This window comes from Olsenella uli (genome assembly GCF_016900775.1).
Classification (GTDB): domain Bacteria; phylum Actinomycetota; class Coriobacteriia; order Coriobacteriales; family Atopobiaceae; genus Thermophilibacter; species Thermophilibacter uli_A.
Map to the genome: position 1 here is coordinate 185,955 of NZ_JACJKN010000001.1, position 16,191 is coordinate 202,145.

The 16,191-nt window shown below is 65.6% G+C and carries 11 protein-coding genes; 8 read left to right on the top strand and 3 right to left on the bottom strand.

Annotation, left to right across the window (positions count from 1 at the left end; all coding sequences use genetic code 11):
• The first annotated feature begins 130 nt into the window (after positions 1 to 130).
• The 6 genes from H6A23_RS00860 (at position 131) to H6A23_RS00885 (ending at position 8,785) form a co-directional block, all read left to right on the top strand.
• A complete protein-coding gene (locus H6A23_RS00860) occupies positions 131 to 1,318 on the top strand; it encodes a glycoside hydrolase family 88 protein (RefSeq protein WP_204830308.1) in 1,188 nt (395 codons plus the stop codon).
• A 9-nt stretch (positions 1,319 to 1,327) separates the two neighbouring features.
• A complete protein-coding gene (locus H6A23_RS00865; RefSeq protein WP_075279516.1) occupies positions 1,328 to 1,822 on the top strand; it encodes a PTS sugar transporter subunit IIB in 495 nt (164 codons plus the stop codon).
• 69 nt (positions 1,823 to 1,891) lie between these two features.
• Complete coding sequence (locus H6A23_RS00870; RefSeq protein ID WP_075279517.1) at positions 1,892 to 2,680, top strand: PTS mannose/fructose/sorbose/N-acetylgalactosamine transporter subunit IIC; 789 nt, start codon at positions 1,892 to 1,894, stop codon at positions 2,678 to 2,680.
• Positions 2,667 to 3,491: a PTS system mannose/fructose/sorbose family transporter subunit IID gene (locus tag H6A23_RS00875; protein ID WP_204830309.1), complete on the top strand. Its 825-nt coding sequence runs from the start codon at positions 2,667 to 2,669 to the stop codon at positions 3,489 to 3,491. The genes H6A23_RS00870 and H6A23_RS00875 overlap by 14 nt, the downstream gene beginning before the upstream one ends.
• A gap of 245 nt (positions 3,492 to 3,736) precedes the next feature.
• Positions 3,737 to 6,793, top strand: a complete 3,057-nt coding sequence (locus tag H6A23_RS00880; RefSeq protein WP_204830310.1) for a polysaccharide lyase family 8 super-sandwich domain-containing protein — start codon at positions 3,737 to 3,739, stop codon at positions 6,791 to 6,793.
• Between the two features lie 12 nt (positions 6,794 to 6,805).
• Positions 6,806 to 8,785: a heparinase II/III family protein gene (locus H6A23_RS00885; RefSeq protein WP_204830311.1), complete on the top strand. Its 1,980-nt coding sequence runs from the start codon at positions 6,806 to 6,808 to the stop codon at positions 8,783 to 8,785.
• A 111-nt stretch (positions 8,786 to 8,896) separates the two neighbouring features.
• Here H6A23_RS00885 and H6A23_RS00890 read toward each other — a convergent pair whose 3' ends face one another.
• Both H6A23_RS00890 and H6A23_RS00895 read right to left on the bottom strand, forming a co-directional pair.
• The gene (locus H6A23_RS00890) at positions 8,897 to 9,697 is read right to left on the bottom strand and encodes a hypothetical protein (RefSeq protein WP_204830312.1); all 801 of its coding nucleotides are present in this window, start codon (positions 9,695 to 9,697) and stop codon (positions 8,897 to 8,899) included.
• 79 nt (positions 9,698 to 9,776) lie between these two features.
• Positions 9,777 to 10,610, bottom strand: a complete 834-nt coding sequence (locus H6A23_RS00895; protein ID WP_286165705.1) for a gluconate 5-dehydrogenase — start codon at positions 10,608 to 10,610, stop codon at positions 9,777 to 9,779.
• Between the two features lie 959 nt (positions 10,611 to 11,569).
• Here H6A23_RS00895 and H6A23_RS00900 point away from each other — a divergent pair.
• The gene (locus H6A23_RS00900) at positions 11,570 to 12,535 is read left to right on the top strand and encodes a hypothetical protein (RefSeq protein ID WP_204830313.1); all 966 of its coding nucleotides are present in this window, start codon (positions 11,570 to 11,572) and stop codon (positions 12,533 to 12,535) included.
• A 172-nt stretch (positions 12,536 to 12,707) separates the two neighbouring features.
• Here the strand turns inward: H6A23_RS00900 and H6A23_RS00905 are convergent, their stop codons facing one another.
• Complete coding sequence (locus tag H6A23_RS00905; RefSeq protein ID WP_204830314.1) at positions 12,708 to 15,299, bottom strand: DEAD/DEAH box helicase; 2,592 nt, start codon at positions 15,297 to 15,299, stop codon at positions 12,708 to 12,710.
• Positions 15,300 to 15,632: 333 nt separating this feature from the next.
• Here H6A23_RS00905 and H6A23_RS00910 point away from each other — a divergent pair, with 333 nt between their 5' ends.
• Positions 15,633 to 16,148 carry a nitroreductase family protein gene (locus H6A23_RS00910; protein WP_204830315.1) on the top strand — a complete coding sequence of 172 codons (516 nt, stop codon included), beginning with the start codon at positions 15,633 to 15,635 and terminating at the stop codon, positions 16,146 to 16,148.
• Positions 16,149 to 16,191 lie beyond the last annotated feature (43 nt).

The window sequence follows — 16,191 nt, forward strand, 5'->3', positions numbered from 1 at the left end:
TGATTAAAAAACTGACCGTCTTGTTCCTCTAGCTGTCATCTTCTATAAACGGTGGCGAAATAAACCGGTTTATAATAAGCTGGACCGGAAAGAAGCGGGAAGTGGAACGAGGCAGGAAGGGACGGTAGGGATGGCTCACGTGCACACGGAGAAGATCGCCGATCGCGAGCGCTGGCTCTCGGTCGAGCCGCTCACCAAGGAGGAGGTCGATCGCGGCCTGGCCTGCTGCCTCGCCCAGATTGACGCCAACATGGAGGCCTTCGGCACGAGGTTTCCCTGGTCTGCCACCAAGGGCCTTGAGTACCCGGTCATTGACTGCATCGAGTGGACCGACGGCTTCTGGACCGGCCTTCTCTGGCTCGCCTACGAGGTGACGGGGGACGAGAAGTACCGCGACCGCGCCCTCGAGAACGTCCAGAGCTTCAAGCACCGCGTCGAGAACCGCATCGAGCTCGATCACCATGACCTCGGCTTCCTCTATGTGCCCTCCTGCGTGGCGGCCTATCGCCTCACCGGCAGCGAGGACGCCCGCACCGCCGCCCTTCTCGCCGCCGACAAGCTCATGGAGCGCTGGCAGCCCAAGGGCAAGTTCCTGCAGGCCTGGGGCCCCATGGACAGCCCCGAGCACTACCGCTTCATCATTGACTGCATGCTCAACCTGCCGATTCTCTACTTCGCCACGGAGGAGACCGGCGACACGCACTACCGCGACGTCTGCCGCATGCACTTTGACACCACGGTCAACAACATCATCCGCGAGGACGGCAGCGCCTTCCACACCTTCTATATGAACCCCGAGACCGGCGGCCCCGACCACGGCGCCACCCGTCAGGGCTACTCCGACGACTCCGCGTGGGCCCGTGGCCAGGCCTGGGGCATCTACGGTATCCCGCTGAACATGCGTCACCTGAACGACCGCAAGTACCTCGACACCTGGCGCGCGATGGCGAACTACTTCATCAACCGCCTTCCCGAGGACTCCATCTGCTACTGGGACCTCATCTTCGGCGACGGCTCCGGCCAGTCCCGCGACTCCAGCGCCGCCGCCGCGGCCGCCTGCGGGTTCATGGAGGTCGCGCCCATGCTTCCCGTTGACGACCCCGACGCGCCCGTCTATGCCGGCGTCACCGCGCAGATGATGCGCTCCCTCATCAACTCGTACACCTCCGAGGACCACGCGCCCCTGCGCCCCATCCTCTATCACGGCGTCTACAGCTGGCACTCCGGCAAGGGCGTCGACGAGGGCAACATCTGGGGCGACTACTACTTCATGGAAGCCCTGGTTCGCAGCGCCAAGAGCTGGAACCCGTACTGGTAGGAGGAAGAAATGGCAACACCCAACATCGTTATGACCCGCATTGACGAGCGTCTCGTCCACGGTCAGGGCCAGCTCTGGATCAAGTCCCTGGGAGTCAACACCGTCATCGTGGCCAACGACGAGGCGGCAGGTGACAAGATGGCCCAGACCCTCATGAAGACGGTCATCCCCGGCAACATCGCCATGCGCTTCTTCACGCTGCAGAAGACGATTGACATTATCCACAAGGCCGCTCCCGCGCAGCGCATCTTCCTGCTCGTGAAGAACCCGGCCGACGCGCTCACCCTCGTCGAGGGCGGCGTGCCCGTGACCGAGATCAACGTCGGCAACATCCACAACGCCGACGGCAAGGAGAAGGTCACTCGCTCCATCTTCGTTGGCGCCGAGGACAAGGCCGCCATTCTCGCCATGGCCGACAAGGGCGTCAAGTTCAACACCAAGACCACCCCGTCCGGCGCTGACGGCGCGGCCGAGGTCGACATCGTGGAGTTCTGCAGGAAGTAGCCCCTGCTGAGCATACCGCCCGCCAAGGGGAGGGCGGAACGTAGTGTCAGGTAGGAAAAAGGAGGGAACGTGGAGATCTCGTTCATCCAGGCCATTCTGATTGGCCTCTGGACAGCTGTCTGCTGGAGCGGCATGCTGTTCGGAATCTACACCAACCGCAGCCTCGTGCTGGCGTTCGGTGTGGGCGTCATCCTCGGCGACATCCCGACGGCGCTTGGCGTCGGCGCGGTGGCCGAGCTCGCATTCATGGGCTTTGGCGTCGGTGCCGGCGGCACCGTCCCGCCCAACGCCATCGGCCCCGGCATCGTGGGCACCCTGATGGCCATCACCACCGAGGGCGTCACCCCGGAGAGCGCGCTTGCCCTCTCCATCCCGTTCGCGGTTGCCATTCAGTTCCTGCAGACCGCCATCTACACGGCCTGCTCCGGTAACCAGGAGGCCGCTGCCCGCGCCCTCGCCGCCAACAAGCTTGGCAAGTACCGCTTCGTCTGCAACATCACCGTGATCCTGTTCGCCGTGGGCGGCTTCCTGCTCGGCTTCTTCGCCGCCTTCGCAATGCCGGCCCTCCAGGTCGTCATCGAGGCCATCCCCGAGTGGCTTACCTCGGGCCTCTCCGTCGCCGGCGGCATGCTGCCCGCCATCGGCTTCGCGATGATCATGAGCGTCATGCTCACCAAGGAGTTCATCCCCTTCGCGCTGCTCGGCTACATCTGCGCCGGCTACCTCGGGATCCCGACGGTCGGCATCGCCATGGTTGGCCTCGTGTTCGCCCTCAAGCACTACTTTGAAGTGAAGAAGCAGGAGGAGCTCGCTCCCGCTGCCGCCACCGAGGAGGTCAGCCACGATGACTGGATCTAACGAGAAGAAGCTCGTCAAGGGCGATTACACCAAGACGATGATTCGTGCCTGGCTGCTGCAGAACGGCTTCAACTACAGCAACTACCAGGGCAATGGCTACTCCTATGTCGTCTATCCCGCTCTCAAGAAGATTCACGGCAGCAACAAGGAGGCCCTGTGCAAGGACCTCGCCGACAACTGCGAGTTCTACAACACGAACCCGAACCTGCTGCCGTTTGTGACGTCGCTTCACCTGGCCATGGCCGACGAGGGCGTCCCCTACAGCGAGATCCGTGGTCTCAAGATGGCCCTCATGGGCCCGCTCGCCGGCATCGGTGACTCGCTCTCCCAGTTCTGCCTCGCCCCGCTCTACTCGACGATCTTCTCGTCGCTTGCCATGCAGGGCATGGCCTTTGCGCCGGTGGGCTTCTTCCTCGCCATCAACGCGACGCTGCTCGCCATCAAGTACGTGATGATGAACCTGGGCCACAAGCTCGGCACCTCCGTCATCGACACGCTGTCCAAGTCCATGGGCCTCATCTCCGAGTGCGCCAGCATGGTCGGCGTCACGGTCATCACCGGCCTCGCCGCCACGTTCGTCAAGATGAACGTGAACATCGAGTTCGCGGCTGGAGCCGCCGAGGAGGGCGTCAAGCAGTCCACCGTGAGCATCCAGGGCATGCTCGACAACATCGCCCCGAAGCTGCTCCCGATGCTGTACCTGCTCCTCATGTACTACCTCATCAAGAAGCGCAACTGGAACACCTACCAGCTCGTCATCCTGACGATCGTCGTCGGCGTGGTGCTTTCCGTCTGCGGCATCCTCGTCTAGTCGGCTAGCCGAGAACTTGACAAGGGGGGCGCTTCGCCGCTGGTGCGGGGCGTCCCCCTTGGCATACCGATGAAGTGCCTGTTGACTGTCGGAAAGGGAGCAGAGGAGCCCCTCCGACACGAAATGAAGGGGAGAGTATGGAGCAAGTTACATTTAGGGTCGGCTGGCGACCCAGCCTATGCCGTGCGGGAGCAGTTGGCCTGCTGACGCTTTCTCTTGCGGGTGCCGGAGTTGCGCTCGCGCCCGTGACCGCCCTTGCCGAGGGGGAGACGGAGGGGATCGTTGAGACCCACGGCCTCGAGCAGAGCATGTCGCTGACCACGCGCCAGTTCCGCTTTGCAGACGACGGCGGCCAGGATGCGGGCTCGCTTGTCTGGGAGAGCTCCGATGAGGCGGTTGCCACGGTAAACGAGGAGGGCCTCGTCACCGCTGTTGCGCCGGGCACGGCGACCATTACCGCCTCTGGCGAGTCGGGGGTTGTTTCCACGACTGAGGTTACCGTCGCCGAGCCTGAATACAGCGCGGATTATGATCTTATGCAGGACCGCTGGCTGCGCCGCATCGTGGGCTCCGCGCCGAGCGAGGGTCCGCTCGACATGTCCGATGACGCCCTGGTGGCCTACGCCAACAAGCAGCTTGCCGACGCGCAGGGCAACTGGGACACGGTCGAGAGGGACGAGGACGGCAACGCCACGTGCTGGGAGAGAATCGCCTCTGACAGCGATTCGGCGAACTTCACCTCGCAGCTCAAGAAGCTCCGCCCGCTCGTCATCGCCTTTGGCATGAACCTCGAGGGCAACGACCTCTACCAGAATCGTGCGCTCTACGAGGACATCATGAGCGTGCTCGACTACTTCGTGAGCCCCGAGGGCATGGACTACGGCTCCCAGACGAAGGACTGGACGGAGTTCAACAGCACCGGCGTGGTCAGCAACTGGTGGGACTGGCAGATCGGCTGCCCCGGCCGCCTCGCCGACATGCTCATCGTCATGTCCGACTACTGCGACTACGAGGCCATCGAGCCCGTCGTTGACGCGGTGGGCAAGTACTGCGTCGAGCCTGAGAAGCAGCTCAATGCCGCCAGCGGCTGGGTCACCTCCACCGGCTCCAACCGCACCGACATCGCCAACGCCATGATGGGCATGGCCATCGTGTCCCATGATGGCGCCGAGAAGCTCTCCCTCGTGGACAGCCAGGTGCCCACGGTCCTGCAGGAGGTCACCACCGGCGACGGCATCTATGCCGACGGCTCCATCGTGCAGCACACCGCCCAGGCCTACACCGGCAGCTACGGCAACGAGCTCATCAAGGGCGTTGCCAAGATCACGGCCATCCTCGCGGACACCGAGTGGGCCTTCAACGATCCGGGAATCTACAACCTCTACAATGCCGTGTCCACGGGCTACATCCCGCTCATGCACGGCTCCGAGATGATGTCGATGGTCAACGGCCGCGCCGCGGCGCGCGTCCAGGACACCGCCCCCTACAGCTCCGAGAAGTACTGGGGCAACGAGACCATCGCGAACCTGCTCAACATCGCCCAGTCTGCGCCGGAGCCCTACAAGACGGAGTTCCTCTCCACCATCAAGGGCTGGCTGCTCGACGCTGGTGACTTCTACTTCGATAACGCGCGCGACTTCGACGCGATGCTTCTCGCCAAGGACCTTCTCAACGACTCAAGCATCGCGGCGACGACCTACGAGGGCATGCGCGTCTTCGGCTCGATGGACCGCGTGGTCCAGCAGACCGAGAGCTACGCCGCGGGCCTCAGCATGTACTCCACGCGCATCTACAACTACGAGTGCATGAACGGCGAGAACAAGCACGGCTGGCACCAGGGCGACGGCGTGCTCTACGTCTATACCGACGATGACACCTATGACATCGGCTACTGGGCGACGGTTGACCCGTATCGCCTGCCGGGCACCACGGTCGACACGCGCGAGCTTCCGAGCGACCTGGACATCCCCATGTACTCCACCCAGGATTGGGTTGGCGGCGTGACCGACGGCACCAATGGCGCGGCTGGCATGAGCTTCGATACCTCCAACCTCGTCGATGCGGAGAAGAACAACCTCGGCATGGATCTTGTGGCCAAGAAGTCCTACTTCTTCCTCGACGGCAAGATCGTCGAGCTGGGCGCCGGCATCACCGGAACCACTGACGCCACGATCGAGACCACGGTCGAGAACCGCATGATGACCGCGGGCGACGCCGCCGTGACCGTTGACGGCACCGCTTGGAACGGCGAGAAGAACGTCGAGCTCGAGGACGGCAGCTATGTGACGCTCGCCGGCACCACCGGCAGCTCGAGCATGGGCTACTACTTCATCGACGGTACGCCCGTCGAGATGTCCAAGGAGACGAACACCGGCTCCTACGCCGAGATCAACGACTCCTTCCCGTATGCCGAGGAGTTCACGCGCTCCTACTTCAAGCTCGGCATCAACCACGGCAAGTCCGTCGAGAACGGCACCTACGGCTTCATCGTGATGCCCGGCGCCACGACCGACTCCATGGCCGCCTATGCCGCCAACCCCACGGTCGAGGTTCTCGCGAACACCTCCGAGGTGCAGGCGGTTCGCGATAGCGCCACCGGCGCCATCGCCGCCAACGTGTGGGCTGAGGGCGGAGCAACTGTTGGCGGAATCACCGTCAACGGCCCTGCCTCCATCTATGCCGTCGAGCAGGATGGCGCCCTCAAGGTTTACGTGAGCGATCCGACCCACCTTTCCAGCAGCGTGACCGTCAAGGTGGATAACGTTGTCGGCACCGTCTCTCTTGACGACACCGTGACCGACAACCTTGACGGCACCTATACGGCGAGCGTTGACGGCACGGCTGGCGCCACGCACGCGTTCGAGGTCCGACTCGCCGAGCAGGTGAGCACCGACGACCTCGAGGCCGCCATCGACCAGGCGGGCTCGCTCAACGCCGCCGACTACACGCCCGAGTCCTGGGCCGCGTTCCAGGCCGCCCTTGCGCAGGCGAACGCCGCCCTCGTCTCCGGTGACCAGGCTGCCATTGACGGCGCGCTTGTCACCCTGAACAATGCTATGTCCGCCCTCAAGCCCGCCGGCACCACGACCGACGACACCCAGAAGCCGGGCGGCAACGGGGGCGCGGGGTCCAGCGACAGGCCGGCCGGCACGACCGATTCCGGAACGGCGAACGGCAAGCCCGGCGAGGGCAAGGTTCCCGAGACCGGGGACGCGCTCGTCTCCGCCGCGCCGATTGCGGCCGTGGGGGCCGTCGCCCTTGTCGCCGCCTGGGGCGCCCGCAAGGCCGGCAAGCACGAGTAGCGGGGGAACGTTATGAACCTTGAAGCGATCCGAAAGAGGCTGCGGCGGGCCGCCCGCCTCATGCGCGTGAGCGAGATGGGCGAGCGGCTGCACGGCCGCGACCTCTCCGTTCTTCTCGCCCGCGCGGACGAGGTCATGGCGGACACCTACACCTTCTCCAAAACGTGGGACATGGAGCGCTGCCGCGTGCCCTTCACGCTGCCGGCCGGCGCCTATGACTGGAACGTCGTCAACAACGACGACGAAGAGTGGTGCTTCATGCTCAACCGCATGGACTACCTCGAGGACCTGGCGCTCGCCTCTCTGGTGACGGGGGACGAGAAGTACGCGCGCAAGGCAGCCGAGCTCATCGGCTCCTGGGTGGACGCGCACCCCACGATCGTGCCCGAGCTCTCCACGCGCACGCTCGACACCGGCATCCGCATCCGCTCCATGGTGTGCGTGCTGCCCGCGCTGGACGCCGTTGGCGTCCTTGCGGACGAGCTGCTGGAGAAGACGGTCGCGAGCGTGCGCGACCAGATCGCGTCGCTGCGCGAGCGCTACCTCCCCAAGTACGAGACCAGCAACTGGGGCAGCATCCAGACGCTCGCCATCCTCACGGTCCTGGCCACGCTCGAGGACGACCCCGCTTCCGACCCCGACTGGGCCTGGGCGGCCGGGCGCGCCGAGTCCCAGATGGCCGCGCAGGTCTACCCTGACGGCATCGACTGGGAGCAGTCCACGATGTACCACGTCGAGGTGCTGCTGTACTCGCTCCGCGCCCTCCACGTGCTGGAGGCGCAGGGCGCCCCGGTCCCGCGTGGGCTGCGCGGTGCGGCAGAGCGGCTCTCCCGCGCCCTTGCGGCGCAGATGATGCCCAACGGCTGTATCGACGCCCAGGGCGACTCCGACCGCACGGACGTCCGGGGCCTCATGGCCCTCTGCGCGGGCGTGCTCGGTGACACGGCGCTCGCCGTGGCGTCCGGCCGCACGGAGCTCGATCCGGGCGACGTCTTTGCCTTTGGCTGCGACGTCGAGGACGCCCTCGTGGCGTGCGCGGGCGAGAAGGGCGCCGAGCTGCCGCTCGTCTTTGACGGCATGGACTCCGGCCTCTTTGTGGCCCGCTCCTCATGGGATGCGGACGCCAACCTCACCGAGTTCTCCTCCGGGCCCCTGGGCTCTGGCCACGGGCACTCGGACAACCTGCACGTGACCGCCGTCTATCATGGCGCGCCCGTGCTTGTTGACGGCGGGCGCTACACCTACCGCGAGGACTCGCCGGAGCGGCCGTACCTCAAGGGGCCGCTCGCCCACAACGTGCCGCTGCTGGACGGCCGCTCGAGCTGCGCGCCCAAGGGCAGCTGGGGGTACTCCGACTTTGGCTACCCGCTCAAGACCTACGCCCGTCACGCGGATGGCGCCCACTACTTCGAGGGTGCTCTCGTGGGGCACGACCCGATGCACGTGCTCGTGCGCAAGCTCGTGGCGCTGGACTGCGGCATCTGGGTCTGCGCGGACGAGGCCCTGGCCGAGGGGAAGCACGAGCTGGTCTCGCGGTTCCACCTCGATCCCGAGGCGCGCGTGGAGGCTGCGGAGGGCGGCTGCCGCGTCATCTGCCCGGCGGGCGAGCTGACGCTCGGCTCCACGGGCGCGCTGACGCTCGGCTCCGAGCAGATCTCGCTCGACTACAATGCCCTGTCCGACGCCGCCCTCGTCGAGGCGCGCGCCGCGGTTTCCGAGAGGGGTGGCCAGCTCTGGTGGCTCGCCCCGGCGGACGTGCGCGTGAGTCCCGCCCAGGTGCTCCGCGGCGGCTCCGAGCCCGTGGACCCGGCGCTTGCCGAGGCCGTGCGCTTTGAGCTTCCCGGCGGGGAGTTCTACACCGTGGCGTTCTTCCACGGTGAGGTCTACACCGGCGTGAAGGCGTTCGCCCTCGAGGGCGTCTCCTTCCACGCTAAGGCCGTCGTCGTCCACGGCGCGGGCGACGCGCGCGACCTCACCGTCCTGCGCGCCTAGGTGTTAGTTGTGTTAGTTGGGGACAGTCCCCAACTAACACACACTTTTGATGAAGCGGGCCACCGAGAGGAACCTCGGCGGCCCGCTCTGTTAATTGGGGACTGTCCCCAACTAACAGGTCAGGGCGCCCATGACGATGAGCTGGGTGAGGGCGGGGAACTCCGCCGGGTCATCGGCCTTCACCATGTCGGAGAGGCGGATCCACTCGATGTCGCGGCCGCCCTCGCCGAGGGAGAAGCGCTGGGGGACGCCCGTCTTCTCCAGGTGCACGGTGAGCTCGAATCCGTCCGAGCAGGTGAGCTTTGCCTGCTCCCACCAGCTGTCGTGTGGGAAGTCCGCGCGCAGGACGAGCATGGCCTCCTCGGCGTGGACCGGCCGCCCAAAGTCCACCTGGAGCCAGGCGTCGTCACGCCCGTTGATGCCCCAGGACTCGTAGGGCCAGCGTCCGTGGTGGATGCTCTGCCAGGTGCCGTCGATCGCGTTGCGGGCGATGAAGCGCGGGTTGGTGGCACCGGAGTTGGTCGTGGCATGCGGGTAGACGCCCGTGGTGCCCTCGAGGTCATGCGAGTTGAGGGCGAGGTTTCGCCAGGTGGCGCGCTCGCGGGGGTCGAGTACGCGCGCATAGCCCCAGTGGGTGTCGCCGAGGAAGGCGTGGCTGGGGTACGAGTCGCGGGCGGACTCGAAGGGAATCGGGAACTCGAGGCGTCCCTCGGTCAGATAGACAACGCTCGGGGGCAGGGACTCGTCGAGCATGACCTCGAGCTCCACGTTCTTCTCGTCCGAGGTGAGGACGAGGACGTCGCCGGGCTGATATTCGGCATAGCGGGTGTCGAGCTGGACAAGGTCCTCGCCGGTCGAGGTTCCGCGCGCGACGCCGTCGGCGCCGACGAGGCTGAGGGTGAGCTGGGGCATGGGTGCTCCTTTCGCTATGAAAAACCGCAGGCCGCTCGTGGAGCGAACCTGCGGCGCAAGGGGACGGATGGCGCGCTGCCTACTGCGGCTGCTTGCCGATGTAGGCGAGGATGCCGCCGTCGACGTAGACGACCTGGCCGTTGACGAAGTTGGAGGCGTCGGAGGCCAGGAAGACCGCGGTGCCCATGAGGTCGATCGGGGTGCCCCAGCGGGCGGCCGGCGTCTTGGCGACGATGAACTGGTCGAACGGGTGACGGGAGCCGTCGGGCTGGACCTCGCGTAGCGGCGCGGTCTGCGGGGTGGCGATGTAGCCCGGCCCGATGCCGTTGCACTGGATGTTGTGCTCGCCGAACTCGGAGCAGATGTTGCGGGTGAGCATCTTGAGGCCACCCTTGGCGGCGGCGTAGCCGGCGACGGTCTCGCGGCCGAGCTCGCTCATCATGGAGCAGATGTTGATGATCTTGCCGTGGCCCTTCTCGATCATGCCGGGCAGGACCGCCTTGGAGACGATGAAGGGGGCGTTGAGGTCAACGTCCACGACCTGGCGGAAGTCCTCGGCGCTCATCTCGAGCATGGGGATGCGCTTGATGATGCCGGCGTTGTTGACGAGGATGTCCGGCGTGGTGCCGAAGTCGGCCTTGATGTCGGCGATAAGCTGCTCGACCTGGTCGACCTTGGTGACGTCGGCCACGTAGCCCTTGGCCTCGATGCCCTCGGCGGCGTAGGCCTTCTCGCCCATCTCGGCCTTCTCGGCGTTGAGGTCGTTGAAGGCGATCTTGGCGCCGGCCTTGGCGAGCGCGGTGGCGATGGCGAAGCCGATGCCGTAGGAGGCGCCGGTGACCAGGGCGACCTTGCCGTCGAGGCGGAAGCTGTCCATGCTGAACGTGCTGGGATCTGCGTACTGCTCTGCCATGTGTCCTCCTTGTTGGATGGCCGTTCGTTGAGTCTCAGTTAAGGACAGTAAACCGGTTTTGTCAACAGTAAAGGCCTAGCGGTCTCCGCGAGCGGTTGAGTTCAAATAATCTCTACAGTTCTTCTGCATTCCTCAAGCTAATCGGCACATAAGGGCGAGGTAAACCAATTTGTCAGAAACTGCTCTCGCCGGCCGGCGGCGGGTCTGTGACGTGCCTGTGAGCAGGCGGTCGCGAAGATTTGACGGCAGGGTGGCCGTAAAGCTGCGTGCCGGTGAGCGGCATGGCCCCAGCATCATCCGCGTTTGTGGGTGGCCGATCTTCTTGAGAGTGATTTGGTGGGTGCCGCCATTGTGGAGGCTGGCAGCTGCTATGCCGGGGATCGTGACTCCACCGAGGGGCATCGCAGGACGCTCGACTGACGAGGGGTTCATGGGGCGCATGGCGGCCTGTCGTGACCCGCGCCGGTTTTCCTATATGAAGGAGTTGGGGATGGGCAATTGGCGCTACGCCCTCGTGTGCCTCAACAGTGGCGACACCCACTTCCGGCCCGAGGATGCCGGTGCGCATGTGATGCCGTTCGCAGGGTAAGTCGGGCACTCCGACGTTTTGCATCGACTTGGGCCGACGCCCCCACCTTTCCGTTTCTAGGTGTTTTTTCGGGTCGCTTCGGAGTATTGCTTGAATCTCAGATTACGTTATCGCAGGTAAATCGCACGCGGTGGTCAAGAGCTACTTTGTAGTGACGAAAAGTAACACCTAGAAACGTCACCTCTGCCTTCTGCGCCGCTCGCGGGCGGATGTTGCCGCTCAGCTCGTAAAAACGTGATTCTCTTATGTGCTCGGAGTTCTTTTAGCCTTTCTACCTCAGACGTCAGCTTGGCGTCAGCTGACGGATAGGCCAGGGGGGGCGGTGCTTGGATACAGTCTTCCAACTATTGGATGGCTGGAGGAGGCGCCTATGTCACTGTTTCTGAGCCACGATTCTGCGCTGCGCTATTGGCTGACCAAAGGAGGGGACGAATGCGTTCCCGATGTCGCTTCCATTGGCAGCCTTGCTCAGGCGAGTGCCTCGGCGCGAGAGCTTGGCAAGGCGCTCCTCCCCATTGACTATTCGGAGGCCTGTCCTGTTCACCTGCTTGTTTGCGACCCTGCGAGTCTGCACTCCTCCGGCTTGGTGATACCCCACCTATGGACTGGCCCCGTGCCCGACGGCTCCTTTAGCGAGCTTTCTGGAGCAAACTATGTGAGCGCGCCGGAATTTACCTTCGTGCAGGCTGCAGCAAAGAGGGACCTAATCGCGACTCTTGAGATAGGACTCTATCTCTGCGGGGTTTTTTCGATTGGCGATGAGGGCTATGGTTACGTGGGGCAGCGGATGGCCCTGACAACGCCGGAGGAGCTTGCGAGCTTTATTGGCAGGACGGCGGGCGCATATGGAGTGAAGAAGGCTCGCGCCTCGTTGCGCTATGTGCTTGCCCGGGCTGCATCTCCCATGGAGGTGCTGCTCATTCTTGCCTTTGTGCTTCCGCCCCGCTTGGGCGGCTGGGGGTTTCCCAGGGTTGTCCCCAACGAGCGGATTGATGTGGACAAAAGGCTGCAAGAGGTGGCAGGGGCCGATCATTTTGTCGGAGACGTCTATATTCCCTTCGTCAGGGGAGACATGGAATATGACAGCGAGGAGTTCCGCACGGGACGCTGGCGTGCCGACCATACCCAAGCACGGCGAAACATTCTTGAGGTGATGGGCGTCAAGACCATGTCGGCCACCTGGCACCAGATTGATACGTTTGAGAAATTTAAGACATTCATCTGGATGGTTAAGGAGCGCTTTGGAATTCCCCATCGTGACTACACCCCTGAGGAGACCATGGCACAGATCTCCCTCTATGAGCGCCTGACAGACTTTCGGCGAAGGCTCTTTTGAATGCGCTTTTGCTGGGTCTTCCGTTTCTAGGTGTTTTTTGAGGGATGGGGCGAGTAGCCAGGATACGGCCAGATCCTTGACCTGCTCGTTTGCCCCTCCATGTGTGGGCGCTACTGTGACTTCCGCCGAAAAAACACCTAGAAACGGAAAACGATCCTGTTATGTCCAACCGCTACTCGTCGTCCACGAAGCCCACGCGGTAGGCGGAGAACACCACGGCGCCCTCGTCCTGCGTGGCGTCGAGGTCCACGTCTCCCCAGATGCCGAAGTCGCGGTCGTCGTCGGAGTCGCGGAACGTCTGGTGGACGTGCCACACGTGTGCCGACTTCTCATCCTTCTCGTCAATCGAGAGGTATGCGGCGCTGCGGGCGTCCGCGTCCAGCAGGATCTCCTCGTGCTCCTCGAAGAAGCGGTCGAGCGCGCGCCGCCACACGGGAGCGCGCCAGCCCCACTCGGCGTCGAGCTTGCCGAGCTCGTCGGTCGCCTCGTGCGCCGCCAGCCGTACGCGGGCGAAGAGCGCGTTTCGCACGAGCAGCGTGAGGCCGCGGCGGTCGCGTACGACCTCCTCGGCCGCGGGCGGGGCGGCATCGAGGCCCTCCGAGGAGCCCTCCCCGGCGGCCGCCCACTCGTCCACGAGCGAGGAGTCCACCGTGCGCACCACCAGGCCCAGCCACGCGATGATGTCGCGCAGGCGCTCGTCGCGCTTCTCGAGCGGCACGGTGCGGTCGAGGGCGCGGAACGCCTCGGAGAGGTAGCGCAGGAGGAGCCCCTCGGAGCGGGCCACGTTGTAGCGGCCCACGTACTCCTTGAAGTCGCTCGCGGTCTCCACCATGTCGCGCAGGACGGACTTGGGCGAGAGCGCAAAGTCGCGCGCCCACGGCACCTGCTCGCAGTACTGCTCGAAGGCGGGCTCCAGCAGCTCCTCGAGCGGCTTGGGGTAGGTGACCTCCTGCAGGCGCTCCATGCGCTCGTCGTAGTCTATGCCCTCGGCCTTCATCTCGCTCATCGCGCGGTCGCGCGCCACGCGCTGCTGCGCGCGCAGGATCTGCCAGGGGTCCTCGAGCGTGGCCTCGGCCATGGAGATGACGTCGAGCGCATAGGTATCCGACTCCGGGTCCAGGAGCTCGAGCGCCGCCAGTAGGAACGGCGAGAGCGGCTGGTCCAGCGCAAAGTCGTCCGGAAGGTCCACGGTCGTGCTCCACGAGACCCCCCCGTCCGGGCCCTCCTCGCGCGTGACCACGCCCGCGTCCTGCAGCGTGGCAAAGATCTCGTCTGCGCGGGTGGCGAGCGCGGCCTTCTCCTCGGCGGGCTGGGCGGACTCCTCCACGAGCGCGTGGACGCGCGCCCAGGCGTCCCCGCCCTGCTCCACCTCGGCAAGCACCATCGAGTGCGTGACCTTCATGCGCGGGCGCAGCGGCTCCGGCACGGCGGCGATCAGCCGCTCGAAGGTCTGCTTGTTCCAGCCCACAAAGCCCTCGGGGGGCTTCTTGGTCTTGATCTTGCGCGCCTTCTTGGGGTCGCCACCCGCCTTGCGCAGGGCCCGGGCGTTCTCGATGTCGTACTCGGTGGCCTCGGCGATGACGTGGCCCTCGGTGTCAAAGCCGGCGCGCCCGGCGCGGCCGACGATCTGGTGGAACTCGCGCGCGTTGAGGTGGCGCATGCGCCGGCCGTCAAACTTGGAGAGCGCGGTGAGCACCACGGTGTGAATGGGCACGTTGATGCCCACGCCGAGCGTGTCCGTGCCGCAGATGACCGGCAGCAGGCCCTGCTGCGCGAGCTTCTCCACGAGCAGGCGGTAGCGCGGCAGCATGCCCGCGTGGTGCACGCCCACGCCGCAGCCCAGGAGGCGCTGGAGCGTCTTGCCAAAGGTCGTGGTGAAGCGCGTGCCCTTGATGGCCTCCTTCACGGCCTCGCGCTGCTCCTTGGTGGAGACGCCGTAGCTGGCCAGGCTCTGCGCGCTCGTGAGGGCCGCGTCCTGCGAGAAGTGCACGACGTAGAGCGGCGCCTCGCCGGCGCGCAGCGCCAGCTCGACGGTGCCCTCGAGCGCCGTGTCAACGAACTCGTAGGAGAGCGGCACCGGGCGCGGGGCGTCTGCGATGGTGTCCACGGTGCGCCCGCCGGTATGCTCGGAGAGCGACTCCGCGATGGCGGTGGTGTCCCCCAGCGTGGCGCTCATGAGCAGGAACTGCGTGTGGGGGAGCGTGAGCAGCGGCACCTGCCAGGCCCAGCCGCGGTCCGGGTCCGCGTAGAAGTGGAACTCGTCCATGGCCACGCAGCCCACGTCGCACTTCTCGCCCTCGCGCAGCGCCTGGTTGGCGAGGATCTCCGCGGTGCAGCAGATAATGGGCGCCTCCGCGTTGATGGCCGCGTCGCCAGTGATCATGCCCACGTTCTCGCGGCCGAAGAGCTCGACGAGGTCAAAGAACTTCTCGCTCACCAGCGCCTTGATGGGGGCGGTGTAGTAGGCGCGCCTATCCGTGCAGACGCTCATGAAGCACATGCCCAGCGCCACCATGGACTTGCCCGACCCCGTGGGCGTGCCCAGGATCAGGTGGTCTCCCGCCGCAAGCGACAGCAGGGCCTCCTCCTGGTGCGGCCAGAGCTCGATCCCGCGCGACTCCACCCAGCCGAGGAAGAGGTCGAGCGCCTCCTCGGCGGGGATGTTGGGATAGGTCTCCTCGTCCGGCCAGGGGATGAGGCGTCCCAGCGACCCGGGGGCGTTGGGCCCCTCGTCGACGGACTCGGATGTGGGGAATGCGGGCATGCGGCCTCCTCGATAGACAGACCCCCATTCTAGCGTGCGGCGGGGGAGCGTGCGGCCCGCCCAGCCGCGTGAGCGTCTCAGCCTGCCAATCGTGTCGCATAACCGTCCAGTTGCGACGAAGCTGCCGCGGCGTGCGCGCGGCGGCATACCATGAAGCCAACGGGGGTGCCCTCGCCCGCGGACGCAGATGCGATGCGCCGCTCCTCCCCTTCCTTCCCGGCCCCGCCCGGCGAGGGCGCCCCTCTCTCCCTGTGGGAGGCCGCCGCCGACCGGTGCCCCGCCACGGCGCACCGTGCGGCTATACTTTCCGAAACTACGTGAGGAGGGACTCCCATGACCGACTTCCAGCAGCTCGCGCACGACCGCTACTCCTGCAGGTCCTTCTCGGACCGCCCGGTGGAGGGCGAGAAGATCGATGTGCTTCTCGACGTGGCACTGGCCGCGCCCACGGCCGTCGACAAGCAGCCGTGGCACATGTGGGTCGTCGAGAGCTCGGAGGCCGTCGCCCGGCTTGCGGCGCACACGCGCTTCGACTTTGGCGCGCAGGTCATCCTCGTGCTGGGCGCGGCGCCGGAGGAGGCGTGGGTCCGCAAGTACGACGGCCGCAACTTCGCCGACGTCGACGCCTCCATCGTGGGGACGCACGTCATGCTGGCCGCCCACGACCTCGGGCTCGGTACCACCTGGGTGGGGCACTTCGACGCCCCCGCCGTGAAGGAGGAGTTCCCGGAGATGGAGCCCTACGACCTTGTGGCGCTCTTTCCGCTGGGCTATCCCGCCGAGGACGCGGAGCCGGCGGTGATGCACTTCAAGCGGCGGCCTGCGGGGGAGCTCGTGAGCCGCGTCTAGGGGCGCCCTTCGGGGCCCTCGCGCGCGGGCCTTCCGCCCTGGG